This is a genomic window from Bacillus sp. LK2 (assembly GCF_001043575.1).
Taxonomy (GTDB): Bacteria; Bacillota; Bacilli; order Bacillales; family Bacillaceae_G; genus Bacillus_A; species Bacillus_A paramycoides.
Map to the genome: position 1 here is coordinate 42724 of NZ_LDUK01000017.1, position 16467 is coordinate 59190.

The 16467-nt window shown below is 35.3% G+C and carries 18 protein-coding genes and 1 riboswitch; of the genes, 6 read left to right on the plus strand and 12 right to left on the minus strand.

Annotated elements, in window-relative coordinates:
• Positions 1 to 95: 95 nt before the first annotated feature.
• A complete protein-coding gene (locus tag VK90_RS12345; RefSeq protein ID WP_002172651.1) occupies positions 96 to 467 on the plus strand; it encodes a cupredoxin domain-containing protein in 372 nt (123 codons plus the stop codon).
• Positions 468 to 778: 311 nt separating this feature from the next.
• A complete protein-coding gene (locus VK90_RS28535; RefSeq protein WP_081806744.1) occupies positions 779 to 883 on the plus strand; it encodes a YjcZ family sporulation protein in 105 nt (34 codons plus the stop codon).
• A gap of 282 nt (positions 884 to 1165) precedes the next feature.
• Here VK90_RS28535 and VK90_RS12350 read toward each other — a convergent pair whose 3' ends face one another.
• Positions 1166 to 1588 (minus strand): helix-turn-helix domain-containing protein, encoded by a 423-nt coding sequence (locus VK90_RS12350; RefSeq protein WP_048373103.1) that lies wholly within the window; start codon positions 1586 to 1588, stop codon positions 1166 to 1168.
• A gap of 386 nt (positions 1589 to 1974) precedes the next feature.
• Here VK90_RS12350 and VK90_RS12355 point away from each other — a divergent pair, with 386 nt between their 5' ends.
• On the plus strand, positions 1975 to 3321 hold the full coding sequence (locus VK90_RS12355) for a short-chain fatty acid transporter (protein WP_048373104.1): 1347 nt from the start codon (positions 1975 to 1977) through the stop codon (positions 3319 to 3321).
• Between the two features lie 52 nt (positions 3322 to 3373).
• Here the strand turns inward: VK90_RS12355 and VK90_RS12360 are convergent, their stop codons facing one another.
• The 3 genes from VK90_RS12360 to VK90_RS12370 form a co-directional block, all read right to left on the minus strand.
• Entirely contained in the window at positions 3374 to 3727 is a 354-nt protein-coding gene (locus VK90_RS12360) for a group-specific protein (protein WP_048373106.1), read from the minus strand.
• A gap of 18 nt (positions 3728 to 3745) precedes the next feature.
• The gene (locus VK90_RS12365) at positions 3746 to 4135 is read right to left on the minus strand and encodes an SWIM zinc finger family protein (protein WP_002172658.1); all 390 of its coding nucleotides are present in this window, start codon (positions 4133 to 4135) and stop codon (positions 3746 to 3748) included.
• A gap of 263 nt (positions 4136 to 4398) precedes the next feature.
• A complete protein-coding gene (locus VK90_RS12370) occupies positions 4399 to 4719 on the minus strand; it encodes a hypothetical protein (RefSeq protein WP_002172659.1) in 321 nt (106 codons plus the stop codon).
• A 40-nt stretch (positions 4720 to 4759) separates the two neighbouring features.
• Positions 4760 to 4858: riboswitch (SAM riboswitch) on the minus strand.
• Positions 4859 to 4970: 112 nt separating this feature from the next.
• Between VK90_RS12370 and VK90_RS12375 the strand changes: the two genes are divergently transcribed.
• Positions 4971 to 5162 (plus strand): hypothetical protein, encoded by a 192-nt coding sequence (locus VK90_RS12375; RefSeq protein ID WP_002172660.1) that lies wholly within the window; start codon positions 4971 to 4973, stop codon positions 5160 to 5162.
• Between the two features lie 31 nt (positions 5163 to 5193).
• Here the strand turns inward: VK90_RS12375 and VK90_RS12380 are convergent, their stop codons facing one another.
• From VK90_RS12380 to rraA, 7 genes are all read right to left on the minus strand, one after another.
• Positions 5194 to 5916, minus strand: a complete 723-nt coding sequence (locus tag VK90_RS12380; protein ID WP_002172661.1) for a YwiC-like family protein — start codon at positions 5914 to 5916, stop codon at positions 5194 to 5196.
• A 347-nt stretch (positions 5917 to 6263) separates the two neighbouring features.
• A complete protein-coding gene (locus tag VK90_RS12385) occupies positions 6264 to 6965 on the minus strand; it encodes an ECF transporter S component (protein ID WP_048373108.1) in 702 nt (233 codons plus the stop codon).
• Positions 6938 to 8599: an ABC transporter ATP-binding protein gene (locus VK90_RS12390; protein WP_048373110.1), complete on the minus strand. Its 1662-nt coding sequence runs from the start codon at positions 8597 to 8599 to the stop codon at positions 6938 to 6940. Before VK90_RS12390 ends, VK90_RS12385 begins: the two co-directional genes overlap by 28 nt.
• Positions 8572 to 9450, minus strand: coding sequence for an energy-coupling factor transporter transmembrane component T (locus VK90_RS12395; RefSeq protein ID WP_048373112.1), 879 nt, complete (start codon positions 9448 to 9450; stop codon positions 8572 to 8574). The genes VK90_RS12390 and VK90_RS12395 overlap by 28 nt, the downstream gene beginning before the upstream one ends.
• Positions 9451 to 9473: 23 nt before the next feature.
• On the minus strand, positions 9474 to 10292 hold the full coding sequence (locus tag VK90_RS12400; RefSeq protein ID WP_048373114.1) for a DUF4430 domain-containing protein: 819 nt from the start codon (positions 10290 to 10292) through the stop codon (positions 9474 to 9476).
• Between the two features lie 56 nt (positions 10293 to 10348).
• On the minus strand, positions 10349 to 12100 hold the full coding sequence (locus VK90_RS12405) for a DUF4430 domain-containing protein (protein ID WP_048373115.1): 1752 nt from the start codon (positions 12098 to 12100) through the stop codon (positions 10349 to 10351).
• 360 nt (positions 12101 to 12460) lie between these two features.
• Positions 12461 to 12943, minus strand: a complete 483-nt coding sequence (gene rraA, locus VK90_RS12410; protein WP_048373118.1) for a ribonuclease E activity regulator RraA — start codon at positions 12941 to 12943, stop codon at positions 12461 to 12463.
• Between the two features lie 221 nt (positions 12944 to 13164).
• Between rraA and VK90_RS12415 the strand changes: the two genes are divergently transcribed.
• Positions 13165 to 14598, plus strand: coding sequence for a YfcC family protein (locus tag VK90_RS12415; RefSeq protein ID WP_048373120.1), 1434 nt, complete (start codon positions 13165 to 13167; stop codon positions 14596 to 14598).
• A gap of 256 nt (positions 14599 to 14854) precedes the next feature.
• Positions 14855 to 15301, plus strand: a complete 447-nt coding sequence (locus VK90_RS12420; RefSeq protein WP_048373122.1) for a PH domain-containing protein — start codon at positions 14855 to 14857, stop codon at positions 15299 to 15301.
• Between the two features lie 95 nt (positions 15302 to 15396).
• On the opposite strand, the gene VK90_RS12425 is transcribed toward VK90_RS12420, so the two are convergent.
• Positions 15397 to 16422 carry an alpha/beta hydrolase family protein gene (locus VK90_RS12425; protein WP_048373125.1) on the minus strand — a complete coding sequence of 342 codons (1026 nt, stop codon included), beginning with the start codon at positions 16420 to 16422 and terminating at the stop codon, positions 15397 to 15399.
• Positions 16423 to 16467 lie beyond the last annotated feature (45 nt).

Below are 16467 nucleotides of genomic sequence, written 5' to 3' on the forward strand. Positions count from 1 at the left end.
TAAAAGAATTACTATTCGAAACACGCCCCCCCATTAATATTGATAATATTTTACAAATTTGAAAACACTAGTACTTAGGAAAGGAGGGATTGCGAATGTCTGTGAAAAAGAAATTAACTGTATTGATCATTTCACTTGCGATGATTGTAGTTATGACTACTTTAGGATCACTCCGTTTATTTGCCGAATCCGACGTTGTAACACAGCCTATTGAGGTCGAATTGAATGATGATTACTTTAATCCGAATGTCATCACTGTTCCGGTTGGAAAGACGACAACTTTACTATTGAAAAACAAAGGAAATAGAGATCACACCTTTACGGTGAAAAAGCTCGGAATCGACGCCGAAGTCCCGTCAGGGAAAGAAAAAACCATTACCATAAAACCCGAAACTCCCGGTACATATGAACTAATCTGTCGGTTCCACTACCTGAAAGGAATGGATGGAAAAGTAATAGTCAAATAACAATCAGTACCAATTGATCCTCTCTTTTTAATAAGGTGAAACTTAGATTAGCGGAAAAAGTCAAAGAAAAGTAATAAATAATTCATCGTCCATACTTATAAAACCAACAACTGATACAAAAGAAATTCAACAGGATCAAAAGAAAAATGTTTAATTAAAAAAGTCAGGGGAAGACACTCATATACAAGTGTTTTTTCTTTATTTTCAAAAGGACCTGCTCAATTAACGCGTAAAAACATAAAGTAAAGTGAATCCATTAAAAAACATGAGTGAACCCTAGTTTTCCCCTCTTATCTAAAGGAGGAACTATTATGGGCTTTGGTGGTAGTTGTGGCTGCGGCTTTTCTGGAGGATTTGCTTTATTAGTTGTATTATTTATTTTATTAATCATAGTTGGAGCTGCTTGCTTCTGCTAAAAAAACTATCGGAAAAGACACCCATATAAGGGTGTCTTTTCTTCATGGGGTGCTGACGCATCGCCATCAAGCTAAAAGCACGAGCTATCCCCAAACAATAAATACGAGTAAAATGCACAAACTTTTCGTTCTCGGGGTGGTATGAGATTTTAGGGATACTACCGTCATTTCAAAGGTTTGCGTATCAAAAATTGTGATTAAGTATGAATTTACTAAAGCCGACAGCAATCAGATACTATTCATCCCCCCGATTGCTGTCGGCTTTCATTTTAAAGTTTAATTTTAAAATTTTTTCTTGTTATTTTTGATGTAGTTAACGACAATTACAAAGTAAATAACAGCTATGAGATTAATTATGCTTAATGTTAGACCTGATGGATTGGACCAAGGAAGTACAAAAAGCCAAAATACTACTAAAATTGAACTCAGTACATATAACCATTTGAATTGATCTGTCATTTTTAATTCCCCCATTTTTCCTTCTTTGATGATTTTATCTTTCAAGAAATCATCTCCTTTAATTAATTCATCAATGCTAATATTGAATAAATCACTTAATGTAATAAGTGTTTCAATATTTGGATAACCTTTTTCAAGCTCCCATTTAGAAACTGATTGTCTACTTATGTTTAATTTAAGAGCCAGTTCTTCTTGTGATAAATTATGCTTTAATCGTTCTTCCTTTAGCTTTTTATAGAATTCCATAATTTCAACTCCTCTAATTTTATTTTTACTATAGATTATAAAAGTTCGTAAGAATCGAAAAGTAGAATGATGTAACCTAAGGGTAGCAGATGTTTGAAACAGGTGGTTGCATTATGTTAAAGATATTTATTATCTTCCGCAATCGAGCACTTTGGCGGAACAACAAATTTTGAGGTTCTTACAAAATTCTTTATTTGATGGGCATGTGGCTTTACCCTCCTTTGAAATACTTCAACGCAAAATGAAATAACGTTTCTACATAGAATATTGATCTATCAATAAATCACGACAACCACCTGAAACTTCTGAATTTTCTATATATTAAAGGTTATTACTCAAACAACCTCGAATATTGTAATAAATATACATAAGGAGGTTGATTTATTTTGTTTCGTTCCTTTACAAATGGTTGCGTCGCCTTAGTGCAACGCTTCTTACCAGAACCGTTTATTTTATCCTGTTTATTGACGGTTTTCGTTATCTTCTTCGGCATGTTTGCAACACATCAAACACCAGTTGAAATGATTACTCACTGGGGTAATGGCATTTGGGGCTTACTTGCCTTTTCTATGCAAATGGCTCTTGTACTCGTGACAGGATCTGCTTTAGCAAACGCTCCTCTTATTAAAAAAGGATTAACGAAAGCGGCGAAACTACCCAAAACAAATGGCCAAGGTATTATTGCCATTTCTATTATTAGTTTACTAGGAGCATATATAAACTGGGGATTTGGCATTGTTGTATCTGTTTTATATGCAAAAGAAGTCGCAAGACAGTTAGACGGACTTGATTATAGACTAGCAATCGCTTCTTCTTACTCCGGATTTCTCATTTGGCATGCAGGTCTTTCTGCTTCTATCCCTCTTACGTTAGCTACAGGCGGCGAAACGTTAATCAAAACGACAGCTGGGAGTATTAAAGAAGCGATTCCAATAACAGAAACGTTATTCTCACCATACGCTCTCGTTCCAGTTATTATCTTTTTAATTACGATGCCTCTCATTAATAAAGCAATGCATCCAGATGAAAAACATACGATTACAGTAGATCCAAGTGTGTTCCATGAAGAAGCTGCTGCTCAAGAAGTAGAGCAAAACACATTCGCTGAAAAAATGGAGAATAGTATTGTCATTACACTTTGCATCGGATTATTAGGTCTTATTTATATTTTTAACTATTTTAGTACGAAAGGCTTTAACCTTACACTTGATATCGTTATTTTTATGTTATTAATTGCGGGACTTATTTTCCACCGTACTCCGATTCAATATATTCGTGCTTTTTCTGACTCAACAAAAAGCGCTTCTGGTATTTTACTTCAGTTTCCGTTCTACGCAGGAATTATGGGGATGATGATTGGAGTGAATAGTGAAGGTCTTTCACTTGGAGGAGCTATTTCTACTTTCTTTATTAGCATTTCAAATGAAAACACATTCCCGCTCTTTACATTTTTAAGTGCTGGAATTGTTAATATTTTCGTTCCATCTGGAGGCGGTCAATGGGCAGTGCAAGCACCAATCATGATTCCAGCTGGAGCTGAGCTTGGTGTACCCGCTGCAAAAACAGCGATGGCAATCGCATGGGGCGATGCTTGGACGAATTTAATTCAACCTTTCTGGGCGTTACCAGCATTAGCGATAGCTGGTTTAGGAGCTCGTGATATTATGGGATTTTGTGTTGTTAATTTACTTTATGCCGGCGTAATTATAAGCCTATGTTTCCTTTTCATTTAAATGATTAATTACCCGAAAAGCTAGTTTTATACTAGCTTTTTTATATGATAAATTATTCGCTTTCTATACAATTTATTATCTTTCTCCACACTATCTCTGTATGATTTAACACTTCATATGCAAACAAATCTTCGCACACTTTTTCAATCATATGAGGATTGTTCTTCAAGAAATTCCACCGTAGCACTTTAGGAAGAAAATATTTTTCATATTCTTTACTGCCCCTTATCACCTCATCAACTTCTCTTTCACAAATCCCTCTTATTAGATAATCATTTCGTAATTCATGCTGCACCTTTTGAAACGTTTCGCTACACTGCTTTAATTGAAGTAAAAGAATGATATATGTACGAAATAATTCATCATTGCGTCCAAAGTATTCCATAATATAATTGACACGGTTCATATCTCGCCCCCTATTTTTTTACAGTTTTCCTTTCTTTAACATCTTCTCTACAATTTGCACATTTTTAGAACTTTGTAATAAACGATTTAACACTGTTAGTAACTCTTCTTTTTCTAAACCTGTTAGTTGTTCTTTAACTGTACTCTCACCAGCACCTTGAATTTCATAAACAACCGCTGCCATATGCTTGCAATAATTTTCATAAGGACACTCGCAGCTGCTTTCTGTAAAATCTTCAAGATCAATAATCACTTCATAATTCCCTGCATTTCCAGTAACGAAAGCAAATACTTTCTTGTCGTGTATTTCAACATCTTCTACATGTCCATCTTCATAATATTCATAGCCTCTATCTATAATGTACTTTGGAATCCATTTCGTTATATCTTTTAATAAATAAGCATACATAACAGCACCTCTTCCTTTAATTCCCTTTTGACTTCCGAAACCCTGCGTGTTATTCTAATTACTGTCAAGTAGCAAGTCTACGTGACAAAACAACTGACACCTATTCGGCGAAGGTGTCTATTTTTATTTGTAGCCGATATGAAGTGCCTCTTTCAGGTACATTCAATTTTTGACACTACACACTCAACACCATTCCCTTGTATCAGGCTGCTTTAGCAGTCTTTTACTCTACATACTTCGTTATTCCAAGAAAAAAAGAGAGCTTAGCTCCCTTTTCTCGCTTTATAAAATACCCCTTTTTCAGCATAGAGATATTCATCAGAAGCTAAAGTAATTTTCCCATCCAGTTTCAGTTCATCTAATAGCCTTGATAAATAAAATTGATGTAACATTTTTTTCGTGAATTTTCCTTCATGATGCGAAACGATATGTTCTTGAATATCTAACAATGATATTGGCTTATCTTGCTCTATCATATATTCATAAACTGCATTACGCAGCTTTACGTATTTTTCGAGTGTCACAGTACTTCGCAACCCCTTTCTTCTTATTATGTATTTTCGTAATCGGTTTTTTTGCAACAAAAAAACCTCTCCGATAAGAAGAAGTTACGTATATATCTTCGTCTTATCTCCCAGAACAAATATGTTCTGCTGGAATTAGCACCTGCATCGCGGTTGCTGGGTTTCATCGGGCCAGTCCCTCCACCTCTCTGGATAAGAAAATATTCACTTTGAATTTAACTATACGTATCTTTATTGTAATTGTCAAATAAATTATATTTTCTTCTTTATTGTTCATACTACAAACAGATGTACAAAAGGAGGTTACTACGTTGCAAAAGAACGCCCGTGGATACGTACAAGATTCATTTCATTCGTTACAAGAAGCGAAGCATTGTTTAGAAGATGCATTACAAACTGTTGAAAAAGAAAGTAATCGCGCACGTATTGAACAATCCCTTTATGCTGTAGAAGAAGCATTACAAAGATGTGATTATACTGTTCATATTTTAGAACAAGAATGAAAACTCCCCATCAAAAGATGGGAAGTTTTTTTCAAATGGCATACTTCATCATTATTGCCGTTATTATTAAAAAATATACAGAATTAACAATTTCCAAAATCCCTACTTTTAATATAGAAATCTTTTTACCATACAACATAATTGCTCGAATGACACTTGGTACGAATATGAGAGAACACCATGGATTTATAGCAAATACGATTACCGTTAATACAATATGATATCCCCAAGATATATAACGATACTTCGGATTATTTTTTTCACGAATCATTGTTTTCACGTAAAACGTGCTTCCTAAAAAATATAAGAATGAAATAAGCGCAATGAATACTGCTGTTCTATCAATAAATTTCATTGAGAAATAATAACTGATTAAGCCGCCTATACAAAACACAACAATCGCGCAAATGTCATTTAGTAATGCTCTTTCATTTTTTTGACGAGCGTAATACATATTTACAATAAACAAAGGAATCAGTAATACTACGAATAAAAGAATTCGCCATTCATATAATAAAGAAATCATCCCAAATACGAATGCGCAAATAAAGTATACAATTGCAGCGTGCAGAAATTCTTTTTTTCTTCTTTGCTTTATGTACATGAGAAATGGATACGTAGCTAAATAAATAAAAAACCAAGCTAAAAACAATGGAATATGATAAAAAGTAGGTTTACCAAGTAATACACTTAATAGAAATGGAATGACAAGCATCGCCCATGCTCCATGCTGCTTCGGAATAACTAACTTCATTAAATATACACCTCCCTTTTGAAAATAATTCTCACCTATTATTATACAAATAACTTTATATAAAAACGAAGATATATTAAATCTATTCTTTGACACTTTTACAATAAAGTGAAACTTTAATCAGTGGGGGTTTTGTTCGTCCCCCACTGATTATTAGCCCGCACCAATCGGGCGTTTACGGGCGGCCCGACTCCCACCTAACTTCTTTGCTCCAGCCGAATTTGGAGGTGGGCATCTTACTGCCCGCAAATAACGGGATAAAAAAATGCTTCTTACAATTTGTAAGAAGCATGAAAGAGGCAAACGAATATGTAAGTCGCGACCCTACCTTATATGAGTATGCTTTTCTATGTCACCTTATGCTCATCTAATATACCATATTTCTTTTTAAATCTTGTGAGGATCGTAATCCATGAAGTACTGAATAGCAGTAGGAAAATAACATTCGATATCGCATGACTAAGATCGAAAGAAAAACTTGCGACATAGTAGGCAATAACTGTTTCCCACGTTGCTTCTCGTATAAAACCAAGAAGCCCCCAGAAATTCATAATCCATCCAAAAACGAATCCAACGACAAAGCCATATATGAGCCTTCCCCAAAGCTTTTTCATTAAAAATGTGTTGCGCAATAGTCCAGCTATAAATCCAATCATTCCCCACGAAAACATTTGCCACGGCGTCCACGGACCTTGTCCTAAAAAAATATTAGATACAATGGCCGCTGTTGCACCAATCATAAAGCCAGTTTCACTCCCAAAAACAATTGCAGAAACGATAATGACAAAGGAAGTCGGTTGTACACTCGGTAAAATCGAAAATGGCACTCGACTAACCGCTGCGATTGCTGCTAACACGGCAACGATAACAATTTCACGTGAAACAAACGCTTTCCGTTCAAAGCGGACATAGAAAGGTAACATAATGACAGCTAATAAAAACAAACTACTTACCATGTAATAGCCATCCATAATAAGAGTGGTAAAGAGTAGTGTACATATTACAACAGCAAAAATAAGTATTATGAATGCAACATATCGTTTGGACACGCTTCGTACACATCCTCCCACGTTAATGCAAATGGCAACTCTTTTCGAATGAATCGATTAATAGATGTTGTATAAAAGAAATTGCCACTAAAGAACTCTTTCGGTGCATCATTCATAATGACTTTCCCATCAAATAACATCATGCATTGATCTACATATTTTGCTGCAAATTCAATATCATGCGTTGCCATCACAATCGTTGTACCTTCTTTTTGCAACTGCTTAAATAGCTCTCCTACTCTTTCTTTCTTCCATGGATCCAGGCCTTTCGTTGGCTCATCAAGTAATAATAAAGTTGGCTTTGATAATAACGTTGTACATAATGCGAGTAGTTGTTGCTCTCCCCCGCTACAATCATGCGGATGCCGATCGATAAGCGAATCTAGCCAAAATTTCTTTAACATTTCTTCTGCTATTACTTTTCCCTCTTCGCCATATAATTCACGAGCACGCTCATAAACCTCTTCCCACACTGTATCAAATGTGAAATGATAGTACGGATGTTGTGATACGTATCCTATACTTTTAAATCGTTCTTTCGAATCGATTTTATGTATCACTTTTCCACTCCACTTTACTTTCCCTCTTCTAGCTTTTTGTAATCCTGCTAAAATCGTTAACAGTGTAGACTTCCCCGTACCATTTTTTCCGACGAGAGCTGTCCATTTTCCTTTTTCGATATTCACTGTCAAATCTCGCAAAATGATTGGACTATTTTTTTCATATTGAAAAGATATATGTTCTGCACTTAAAATTACTTCTTGCTTCTCACGTTGTTCCACTTGCTGATTCATATATGGTATCGCCATAAAACCATTCATTTTCATTTGTGCTTCTCGCACTGTAAACGGAATATCTTTCACATTCCACTCTAAAAACAATCTTGGAATTTGCGGAATGAATGGACGGAATTTTTCTACTTCCCACATTTTCGCTATCACACTTTTAGGCGTACCATCATAAATGATTCTTCCGTTATCCATACAAACGACACGAGTTGCTAGCGGCATCACTTCATCTAAACGATGTTCACTTAAAATAATCGTAATTCCAAGTTCTTCATTAATACGCTTTAACAATCCTAAAAACTCTTTCGCAGCAATCGGGTCTAACTGCGCTGTTGGTTCATCCAGTAATAATAGCTTCGGCTGCATGACTAATACCGCAGCCAAATTTACTAGTTGTTTTTGCCCACCAGATAAAGTATGAACAGATTGGTGTAACAAATCTTGAAACCCTAAAAAACTAATGAGCTCCGCTATTCTTTTTTGAATAATATGTGATGGTAATCCGATATTTTCTAAAGAAAATGCTAGTTCTTGAATCACTGTATCCATTACGAGCTGATTTTCTGGATTTTGAAATACCATACCAATTTCTTGTGCAGATAATAAATCTGGTACATCTTCTAATAAAGCACCATCATAATATGTATGTCCAGAACGCGTACCAATTGGAAGTAACTCCTTTTTGAAATGTTTTAATAAAGTTGTCTTCCCAGAACCTGAACCGCCAGCAAGTACGATAAATTCTCCTTTTTGAACAGAAAGAGAAATGTGCTGTAACGCTTCTTCATTTTCATCAGCATATACAAATGATAAATTCTTTATTTCTGCATGCGCCACCATATCCATTCCCTTCCTTCCATTACAAGCGGTAAGCTAATAAACATCATAAATAACAAAAACATAATTCCATCGTATTGCTGGAATAGTATTGATTCCACTTTCGGATAAATGATCAATTTGCCTCCGCCGTAATAACTACATATGAATGAAGTTATTATTAGAAAAACTAAATAACTTAGCGTAGACCAGTCACGTCTTTCCATTCTATATCGAATATACGTCGTACGCTTCGTTACACCAAATCCGCGAGCTTGCATAGAATCAGCCGTTTGTAGTGCGTCTTCTAACGAACAAACTAACAATACTTGCAGTAACTTCATCCCATTTTTTATACGCTCAATGAGTGAACCTGAATCTAATTGTACACCTTTCGTTTTTTGAACGAGTGTAATTTTCTTTAATCGTCGTATAAATAAAGGAACAAATCGCACTGTAATCATCGTTAATAGTGCAACTTTCGGTGAAATTCTTGAAAACAAATATAAAAATTTATGACTTGAAATAATATCGTTATAAGATGCAAAAGTAAACATTACCGCAACTAATAATAATCCCATAACAAGTCCATACATACATGCTTCAAGCTTAATCCGGCTATCTCCTAAACGAAATAACGTAGTCGCTCCTCTATGTGTTAATAAAGAATTAAATAAAATTACCATTAAAAAGAATACAATAGTACTCGGCAGCATCTTTCTTATTTTCTCGCCATTCCCTTGTACTATATTTATGGTTACTATTAGTACAATCGCTCCAATTAAAAAAAGAGGATGAAGACACATCATACATAGTATCATCACCCCAATATAATAGAAAAAATTCACAAAAGGATGTAAAGAAGAAAAGCTTATTTTCATAGTCCTTTACCGAAGATCCTTTCCTATTTTAATACAAACACCCACTCAATTGTATCTCCTGGTTTTACTTTAACTACACCAGCACTATAATTTGGAAAAGCACCGTTCACACGATATTTCCACCCACTAGTAGCAGTAATATCTTTTTCGTACAAATCATTAATACCTTTTACATAAATACTGTCTTTAGAGCCCATTGCATCAACCTCTAGTCCTGTACTCTGTAACACACTGTAAACTGTATCGCCTTCTTGTACATCAACCTTTTTCGCACCTAATAAGTATCCTTCATGACCTTTGACAGAGATTGTTACTTGTTTCGCTTTAGGTACTGGTACTGGTGGTACTGGATTTGGTGGTGGTACCGGTGTTGGCGGAGCTGGTACATTATTGTTCTCTTCTGGATTTTTCTTTTGCTCCTGCTTTGGTGTTTCTTTCGGCTGATTAACAACCTTTGCTTCTTCTTTTACTTCTGGCGCTTTCGGTTGCTGGGGTTTCTCTTCTTGTACTTTTTGTTGTTCCGGTTGTTTATTTGCAGCAGGTTGTTCTTTCGATTTCTCTTCTTTCTTTACTTCAGGCTGTTCCTGCACTTTTTCTTCTTTTTGTTTCTCTTCTACTTTTTGTTCTTGCTTATCTTTCTGCTCTTCTTGTTGTTTTTGTTCCGGTTCAGTTTGTTTCTCTTCCGGCTTCGCATCATCTTTTTGTTCTTCTTGTTTCGCTACTTCTTTTTGCTCTTCTTGCTTTGGTTCTGCCTTCTTCTCAGGCTTTACAGCCGTTTGTTCACATCCGGCTAATAATCCCAATGAAAGAAATAAAGAAATGAACCATTTCATCTTACTCATGCTGCCCCTCACCTTTCATAATAAAATTAGGAGCAAATAATTGCTCCTAATTTTTGTTAAGCTGCTTTACGTCTCCATAATACATATGCAGAAGCAATACATAATACACCCATACCTACTTCTGTAGCTGCACTATGAGAAGATGCTCCTGTTTTTGGTAATTGATTCTTATTCTTGTTTGTTTCTTTATTAACTCGTTCGTTATCTACAACAACTTTCAAATTTTCATCTTTTGGTTGTTTTTGTAACTCTTCTTGTTGTTTCGGATGTTCTACAACTTCTTTTTCTTCTACAGTTGTTTCTGGTTCTACAATTGGTTTCGTATCGATTTCATTACCTGATACATTTGACAAATCATAAATCGATTTCCCAAGGTCTTTAAACTGAAGTAAAGCTAAAAATGCTTGCTCTGTAGCCATTCCGCTACCTTTTTGATCTTTTGGTAACCATTTGAACTCACCATTTGGAAGCTGGTATGACATTAAATTTTGTACTGCTTTATTAAGACGAGTGTGATCTACATCTTTAACTAGCGATAGTCCAATAATTGCTTGTGCAGTACTATTAGAATTCTCTTGTCCATCAGCAGCAAAGCCACCATTGTCTAACTGCTGCTTGTATAAGTAATCAACAGCTTTTTGAATAACTGGCTTAACATCTTGTTGTTCTTGGTAAGGAGCTAATGCTGATAAAACCATACCTGTTACATCAATGTTACTAGCACTTTCTTTTTTACTTGAACTATCATACGTCCAGCCGCCATCTGTATGTTGCGCCTGTAAAAGTGCTTGTACTAATGCAACTCGATTCCATTTCACTTCAACTGGAACCTCATATTTCTTTGTATCAAATGCAAGTAAAGCAAATGCGTATCCTGTTACAGAATCCACTTTATCTGATTCAAACAAATTTTGTACTAAGTTTTGTCCCTCTATCTTTGTAGGATCTACATTCATTGCATTCATCATGATAATCGTTCTAGCTAAATCTGTTGCTGAAAAACGATTTAAACGCTTCTTAACCTTTTCGGCTACTGGCTTAACATAGTTTACTTTCGTTTCAACCGGAATGTTTACACCTGAACGAGCAAGCCCAATCGCTACCCAATCACTACCAATTCCATCTTGTAACATCTTTTCTGACGTTTTAGAAATTGCTTCGTTTAATTGTGCCGCCGGAATTTCGACTTTCTCTTGCTTTGGTTGCTCTTCTATTTTACCGTCTGGTTTTTCTGTTTTCGGTTCTTCTGTTTTTGGTTCTTCTGTTTTTGGTTCTTCTGTCTTATCATCTGGCTTTTCTGTTTTTGGTTCTTCTGGCTTACCATCTGGTTTTTCTGTCTTTGGCTCTTCTACAGTTTTGCAAGTGCCAAATTTGTCTAACGTTTGTTGCAATGTTTCTTGACTCATATTGCTCCAGTCTGAAACGAAACGGAATACAACAACATCCCCAGATTTTAATTTATAACTATCTGCTCCAACCTCTGCAGATTTATCATTTACATCGTACACCCAACCGCTTGTAGCCCCAGCCGTTAAGCCGTCAATGCCTTTTACATACGTTCCAAATGACATCGTTTCGGATGCCACTTTGTCCCCCATGACTTTTTGTAGCAAACTTAAAGCTGTTTCCCCATCTTTAATTTGCTCTTCTTTCGGACATAACATAATGCCCTTTTGTGATTCACCAATAATTGCAAGTTTTGCTGTATTTCCCTCAGCAAACGCAATATGTACGGAATTCGTAAAAGAAACAAATACAAGTGCGACTGCCATTAATGATGTAAGCAGCCATTTCTTTAACATTGCCATCCTCAATTATTCCTCCCTTTACTAACATTCACACAAAAAAAGGCCCTTCAAGGGCGTGCGATTGACACTCTTTTTTTGTAAGTGTCGAACAAAAAGCGCACAGCACCTCCTATCCGCATGATTCGCGACTATATTTGTATAGGAAAAATAATTTCGTTTATGAACGCACCATTGTGATAACATTCACTTTTCTAGGCAAAATTTACTTCCATTTCAAGTTATCGTAAATCGATAAACCTATACATTCTGTAAATTATAAATTTCTGTATTATTTTACTATTGACAAAGGATTTTGTCCATGTTTTATTAGATTTATTTCCCTAGAATACTATCTTATTAAGTTCTAATTAATAGAACTCACTACTTACTATGTAGGCTCTTTTCACTAACAATAATTCCATCTTCATCCACATAAACATATTCATTCGGTTTCCATTCAACTTTTCCAAATTGCAATGGAATATTTTTTTCTCCTTTTCCTTCTTTTATACTTCTATTTGGCATCGTCCCTAATGCTAAAATACCGATATTAATATTTTTCAGCTCTCTAGAATCACGAACATATCCATTCACAATAATTCCTGCTAAATTTCTTTCTTCCGCAATAGCCGCTAAATTATCACCGAGTAGCGCGCAATTTGTAGAGCCCTCACCATCAACAACTAATACTGTTCCTTCTGGTAGTGTTTGTAATCCTTCTTTTACTAGTACATTATCATCCTTCACTTTTACTGTTGCAATTTTTCCATAGAATTGCTCTTTCTTCCCATAAGACTGAAAAGACTGGCGACATATTTGTAATTCATTTTCAAATTCATCACATAGATCAGTAGTTTTCAACATCTCTTTCCCTCTTTTCCTATTTCTCTTTATATTACATATTCTTGTGTTTTTTTCGTTTCCCTGTCTAATGTTGTAATAATTTGCATATGAAGTAAAAGCCAAATAAGAAAAAAAGTAGTTTTAAAAACTATTGCTTTAAGGAGAAAGCTTTATTATAATCTATCACACGTAAGAAAATTCAGAATATTAAAACTTAACCATATGAAAGAAGGAGGGATTTCATGCAACTACAAACCGAGACGAAAAAACAGCCTAGTCAATCAAGATTTAAAATGCCTGATGCATATGTTCTATTATTTTTTATCGCTTTACTTTGTGCAATTGCAACTTACTTTGTTCCTGCTGGAGAATTCAAAAGAGTTACAAAAGGCGCCATTACCACAACAATACCAGGAAGCTATCATTCTGTTCCGCAATCTCCTGTAGGGTTTGTTTCCTTTTTTACTGCCATTGAAAAAGGAATGACACTTGCTGCCCCAATTATCTTTTTAATTTTATTCACCGGTGGCGCAATTGCTATTCTCGAAAAAACAGGTGCTCTTGATGGCTTAATCTATCATGTTATTAACAAATTTCGTAATCAGCAACTACTTTTCATTTGCATTGTCGCAGCACTCTTTTCCATTCTTGGAACGACTGGCATTATCGTTAACTCAGTTATCGGCTTTATCCCCATCGGCATCATCGTTGCACGCACATTAAAATGGGACGCTATCGTAGGCGTAGCGATTATTTATTTAGGCACTTATGCTGGCTTTAATGCTACTTTATTATCTCCCTCACCTTTAGGCATTTCACAAAAAATCGCAGAACTTCCGATGTTTTCGGGAATTGGTTTACGTGTCGCAATCTATATATCTTTTTTAATTGCTACGATTTTGTATATACATTTTTATGTCAAACGTTTAAAGAAACCGAATAAAGGCAGTATCCTCGGAAACGACTGGTTTCCAAGCAACGGACTTTCAAATAATAATGAAGAAACAAATAAAACAGATGTCTCTTGGACAATTCGCCATAAATTAATATTACTAGTTACGTCATTATCTTTAATTGCATTTTTAATAGGGGCTTTTCGTCTACATTGGTCGGATTCACAAATGACTGCCACATTTATTTTTATAGCAATTGCAGCTGGGCTCATTGGTGGTATGAAAGCAAATGATATCGCCTCTACGTTTCTAGCAGGATGTCAAAAACTCATATATGGTGCTTTGATCGTCGGAATGGCTCGTTGTATTTCAGTCATTTTAGAACAAGGAAAACTACTTGATACAATCGTTAACCAACTAGCACATTTTCTTGAAGGACAAAGTCCTATATTCGGCGTTATGGGAATGTATATCGGAAGCGCCGCACTACACTTCCTTATTTCATCAGGAACAGGAGAATCTGTTATTTTCATTCCTATTTTAGCGCCTCTAGCAGACTTAATGCATATTACACGCCAAGTGACTGTAGAAGCGGTTATGCTTGGAGAAGGCGTAGTAAACTGCTTAAATCCAACTTCTGGCGTTTTAATGGGCGTACTCGCAGCAAGTGGCATTTCTTACGGGAAATGGATTCGTTTTATGGCTCCTCTTGCACTCATTTGGTTTATAATTGGACTTATTTTTCTTATAGTTGGAGTGAATATTGAGTGGGGACCTTATTAAATAATAAAACAAATGAAGCTATCACGATTCAAAAGTGATAGCTTCATTTGTTCCTATAACTGCTCGGCTTTATAACATTACACCATTATTTATAGGCTGTTATCATAAATATTCTTACTTTTTTAGAAAAGATCAATACGATAAATTATGATTTTATGTAAGATAAATTACAATTTAAGTAGAATAATTGATTTAAGAATACATTTTTAATGATAATTAATTGTATACATACTATAAGAAAGGGTGTGATTAACTAATGACTTTCAGCTCAAAAGTGGACATCTTTTTTATAACTTTTATATTTTTAGCCGTTTTACTAATGAGTTCACTACCACTGCTTCCCCTGTTCATTTATGAAGAAACGTCATTATCTATTGTAATTATTTTATCTGCTATTTTTGTTATTTCAGCAGGTCTAATATTCTGGTACGCAACTTCTATTAAATATGTTTTCAATGAAGATTATTTATTAATTAAAGGCGGACCATTCAAAAGTAAAATTCCGTATGAAAACATAATAGAGGTTGCTCCAACAAGTGAAAGATTCACTGGTTATCGAATTTTAGATTCTGATAAAGGATTTGAAATATTGCTCACATCAGGCCCCCTTAGAAATGTAAAGGTTTTACCAAAAGATAAAATAAATTTCATCATCGAATTAAGAAAACGATGTCCTAATGCACTGATTCAAGAACTCAAATAAATGTCCCCTGTGTAAAGGACATTTATGAATAAGGCGAAACTTAATCAGTGGGGGTGCCCATCCCCACTGATTATTAGGCCACATCAATTGGTTATTTACAGGCAGTTACTCTCCCTTCCAGCTTCCTCACATTCGCTGGATTTTGAAGTAGGAATCTTACTGCCCCCATATAGTGAGATAAAATGCGTATCCATCCAATTCACAATTATTTCTTCTAGGTTCGGATGAAGTGGCTTAGCTGCTCCTTCCGCATAAATCTTTTTAAATTCCAACGCTTTAAAATCACCTTCAAAATATTTTAAGGTATGATCCATATTTTTTATTACATGTACTTCAGAATCACCCTTAACATAATTACCAATTCGCTTCGCTTTTTGGGGATCTGTCTGAAAGTCCTTATCACCAGCAATTGCTAATACTGGACATGTTACTTTCATTAAATCTTTATAAATGTCATGCTGGAAATGCTCTCTAAGCCATTTTGCATTCATTGGCTTAAATCCAATTTTAACAATATCTTTTTTTGAGTTTATCATTTTCTCTGTTGCTTTTTGTGCCTGCTTTTCACCTCGTTTCTCAATATTGAGAAGACGCATTAACTTTCCTTTTATTCCTTTTTGCTCTTTTAACTCCTTATAAATAATCTCTCTTTGTCTTTTAGTAGCTTCTTCTAACGATTCCGCAGCTCCCGTAAGTAATATGAGCCCATTAACTGGTGTTTTTGCGTTGACTACCGTCGCTAACATACATCCTTCACTATGACCAGCTAAAATGATTTTTTCCGAATCTACAAAAGGTTGCTCTTTCAAATACGCAATGACAGCTTCTATATCGGATACTAAATCCCACATTCCAGCCTTCATAAATTCACCCTCACTAGCTCCAACACCACGTTTATCAAAACGTAATGTAACTACTCCGAGGTTCGAAATTAAATGTGCCAAGTCTTTATACATATTCCCTTTCATATTCAGTGGCACTATTGTTCCATCACGATCAACTTCGCCAGACCCAGCGATAATTAACACAGCGGGATATTTCCCAACACTTCTTGGCTTTGTAATTGTAGCTTGTAACGTTACACCGTTATTTATGGCTACTTCATATTCCTCAAAACTCATATTTTCATCCCCTTCTATTTTGGTCCATTCATTAATAAAATCCCA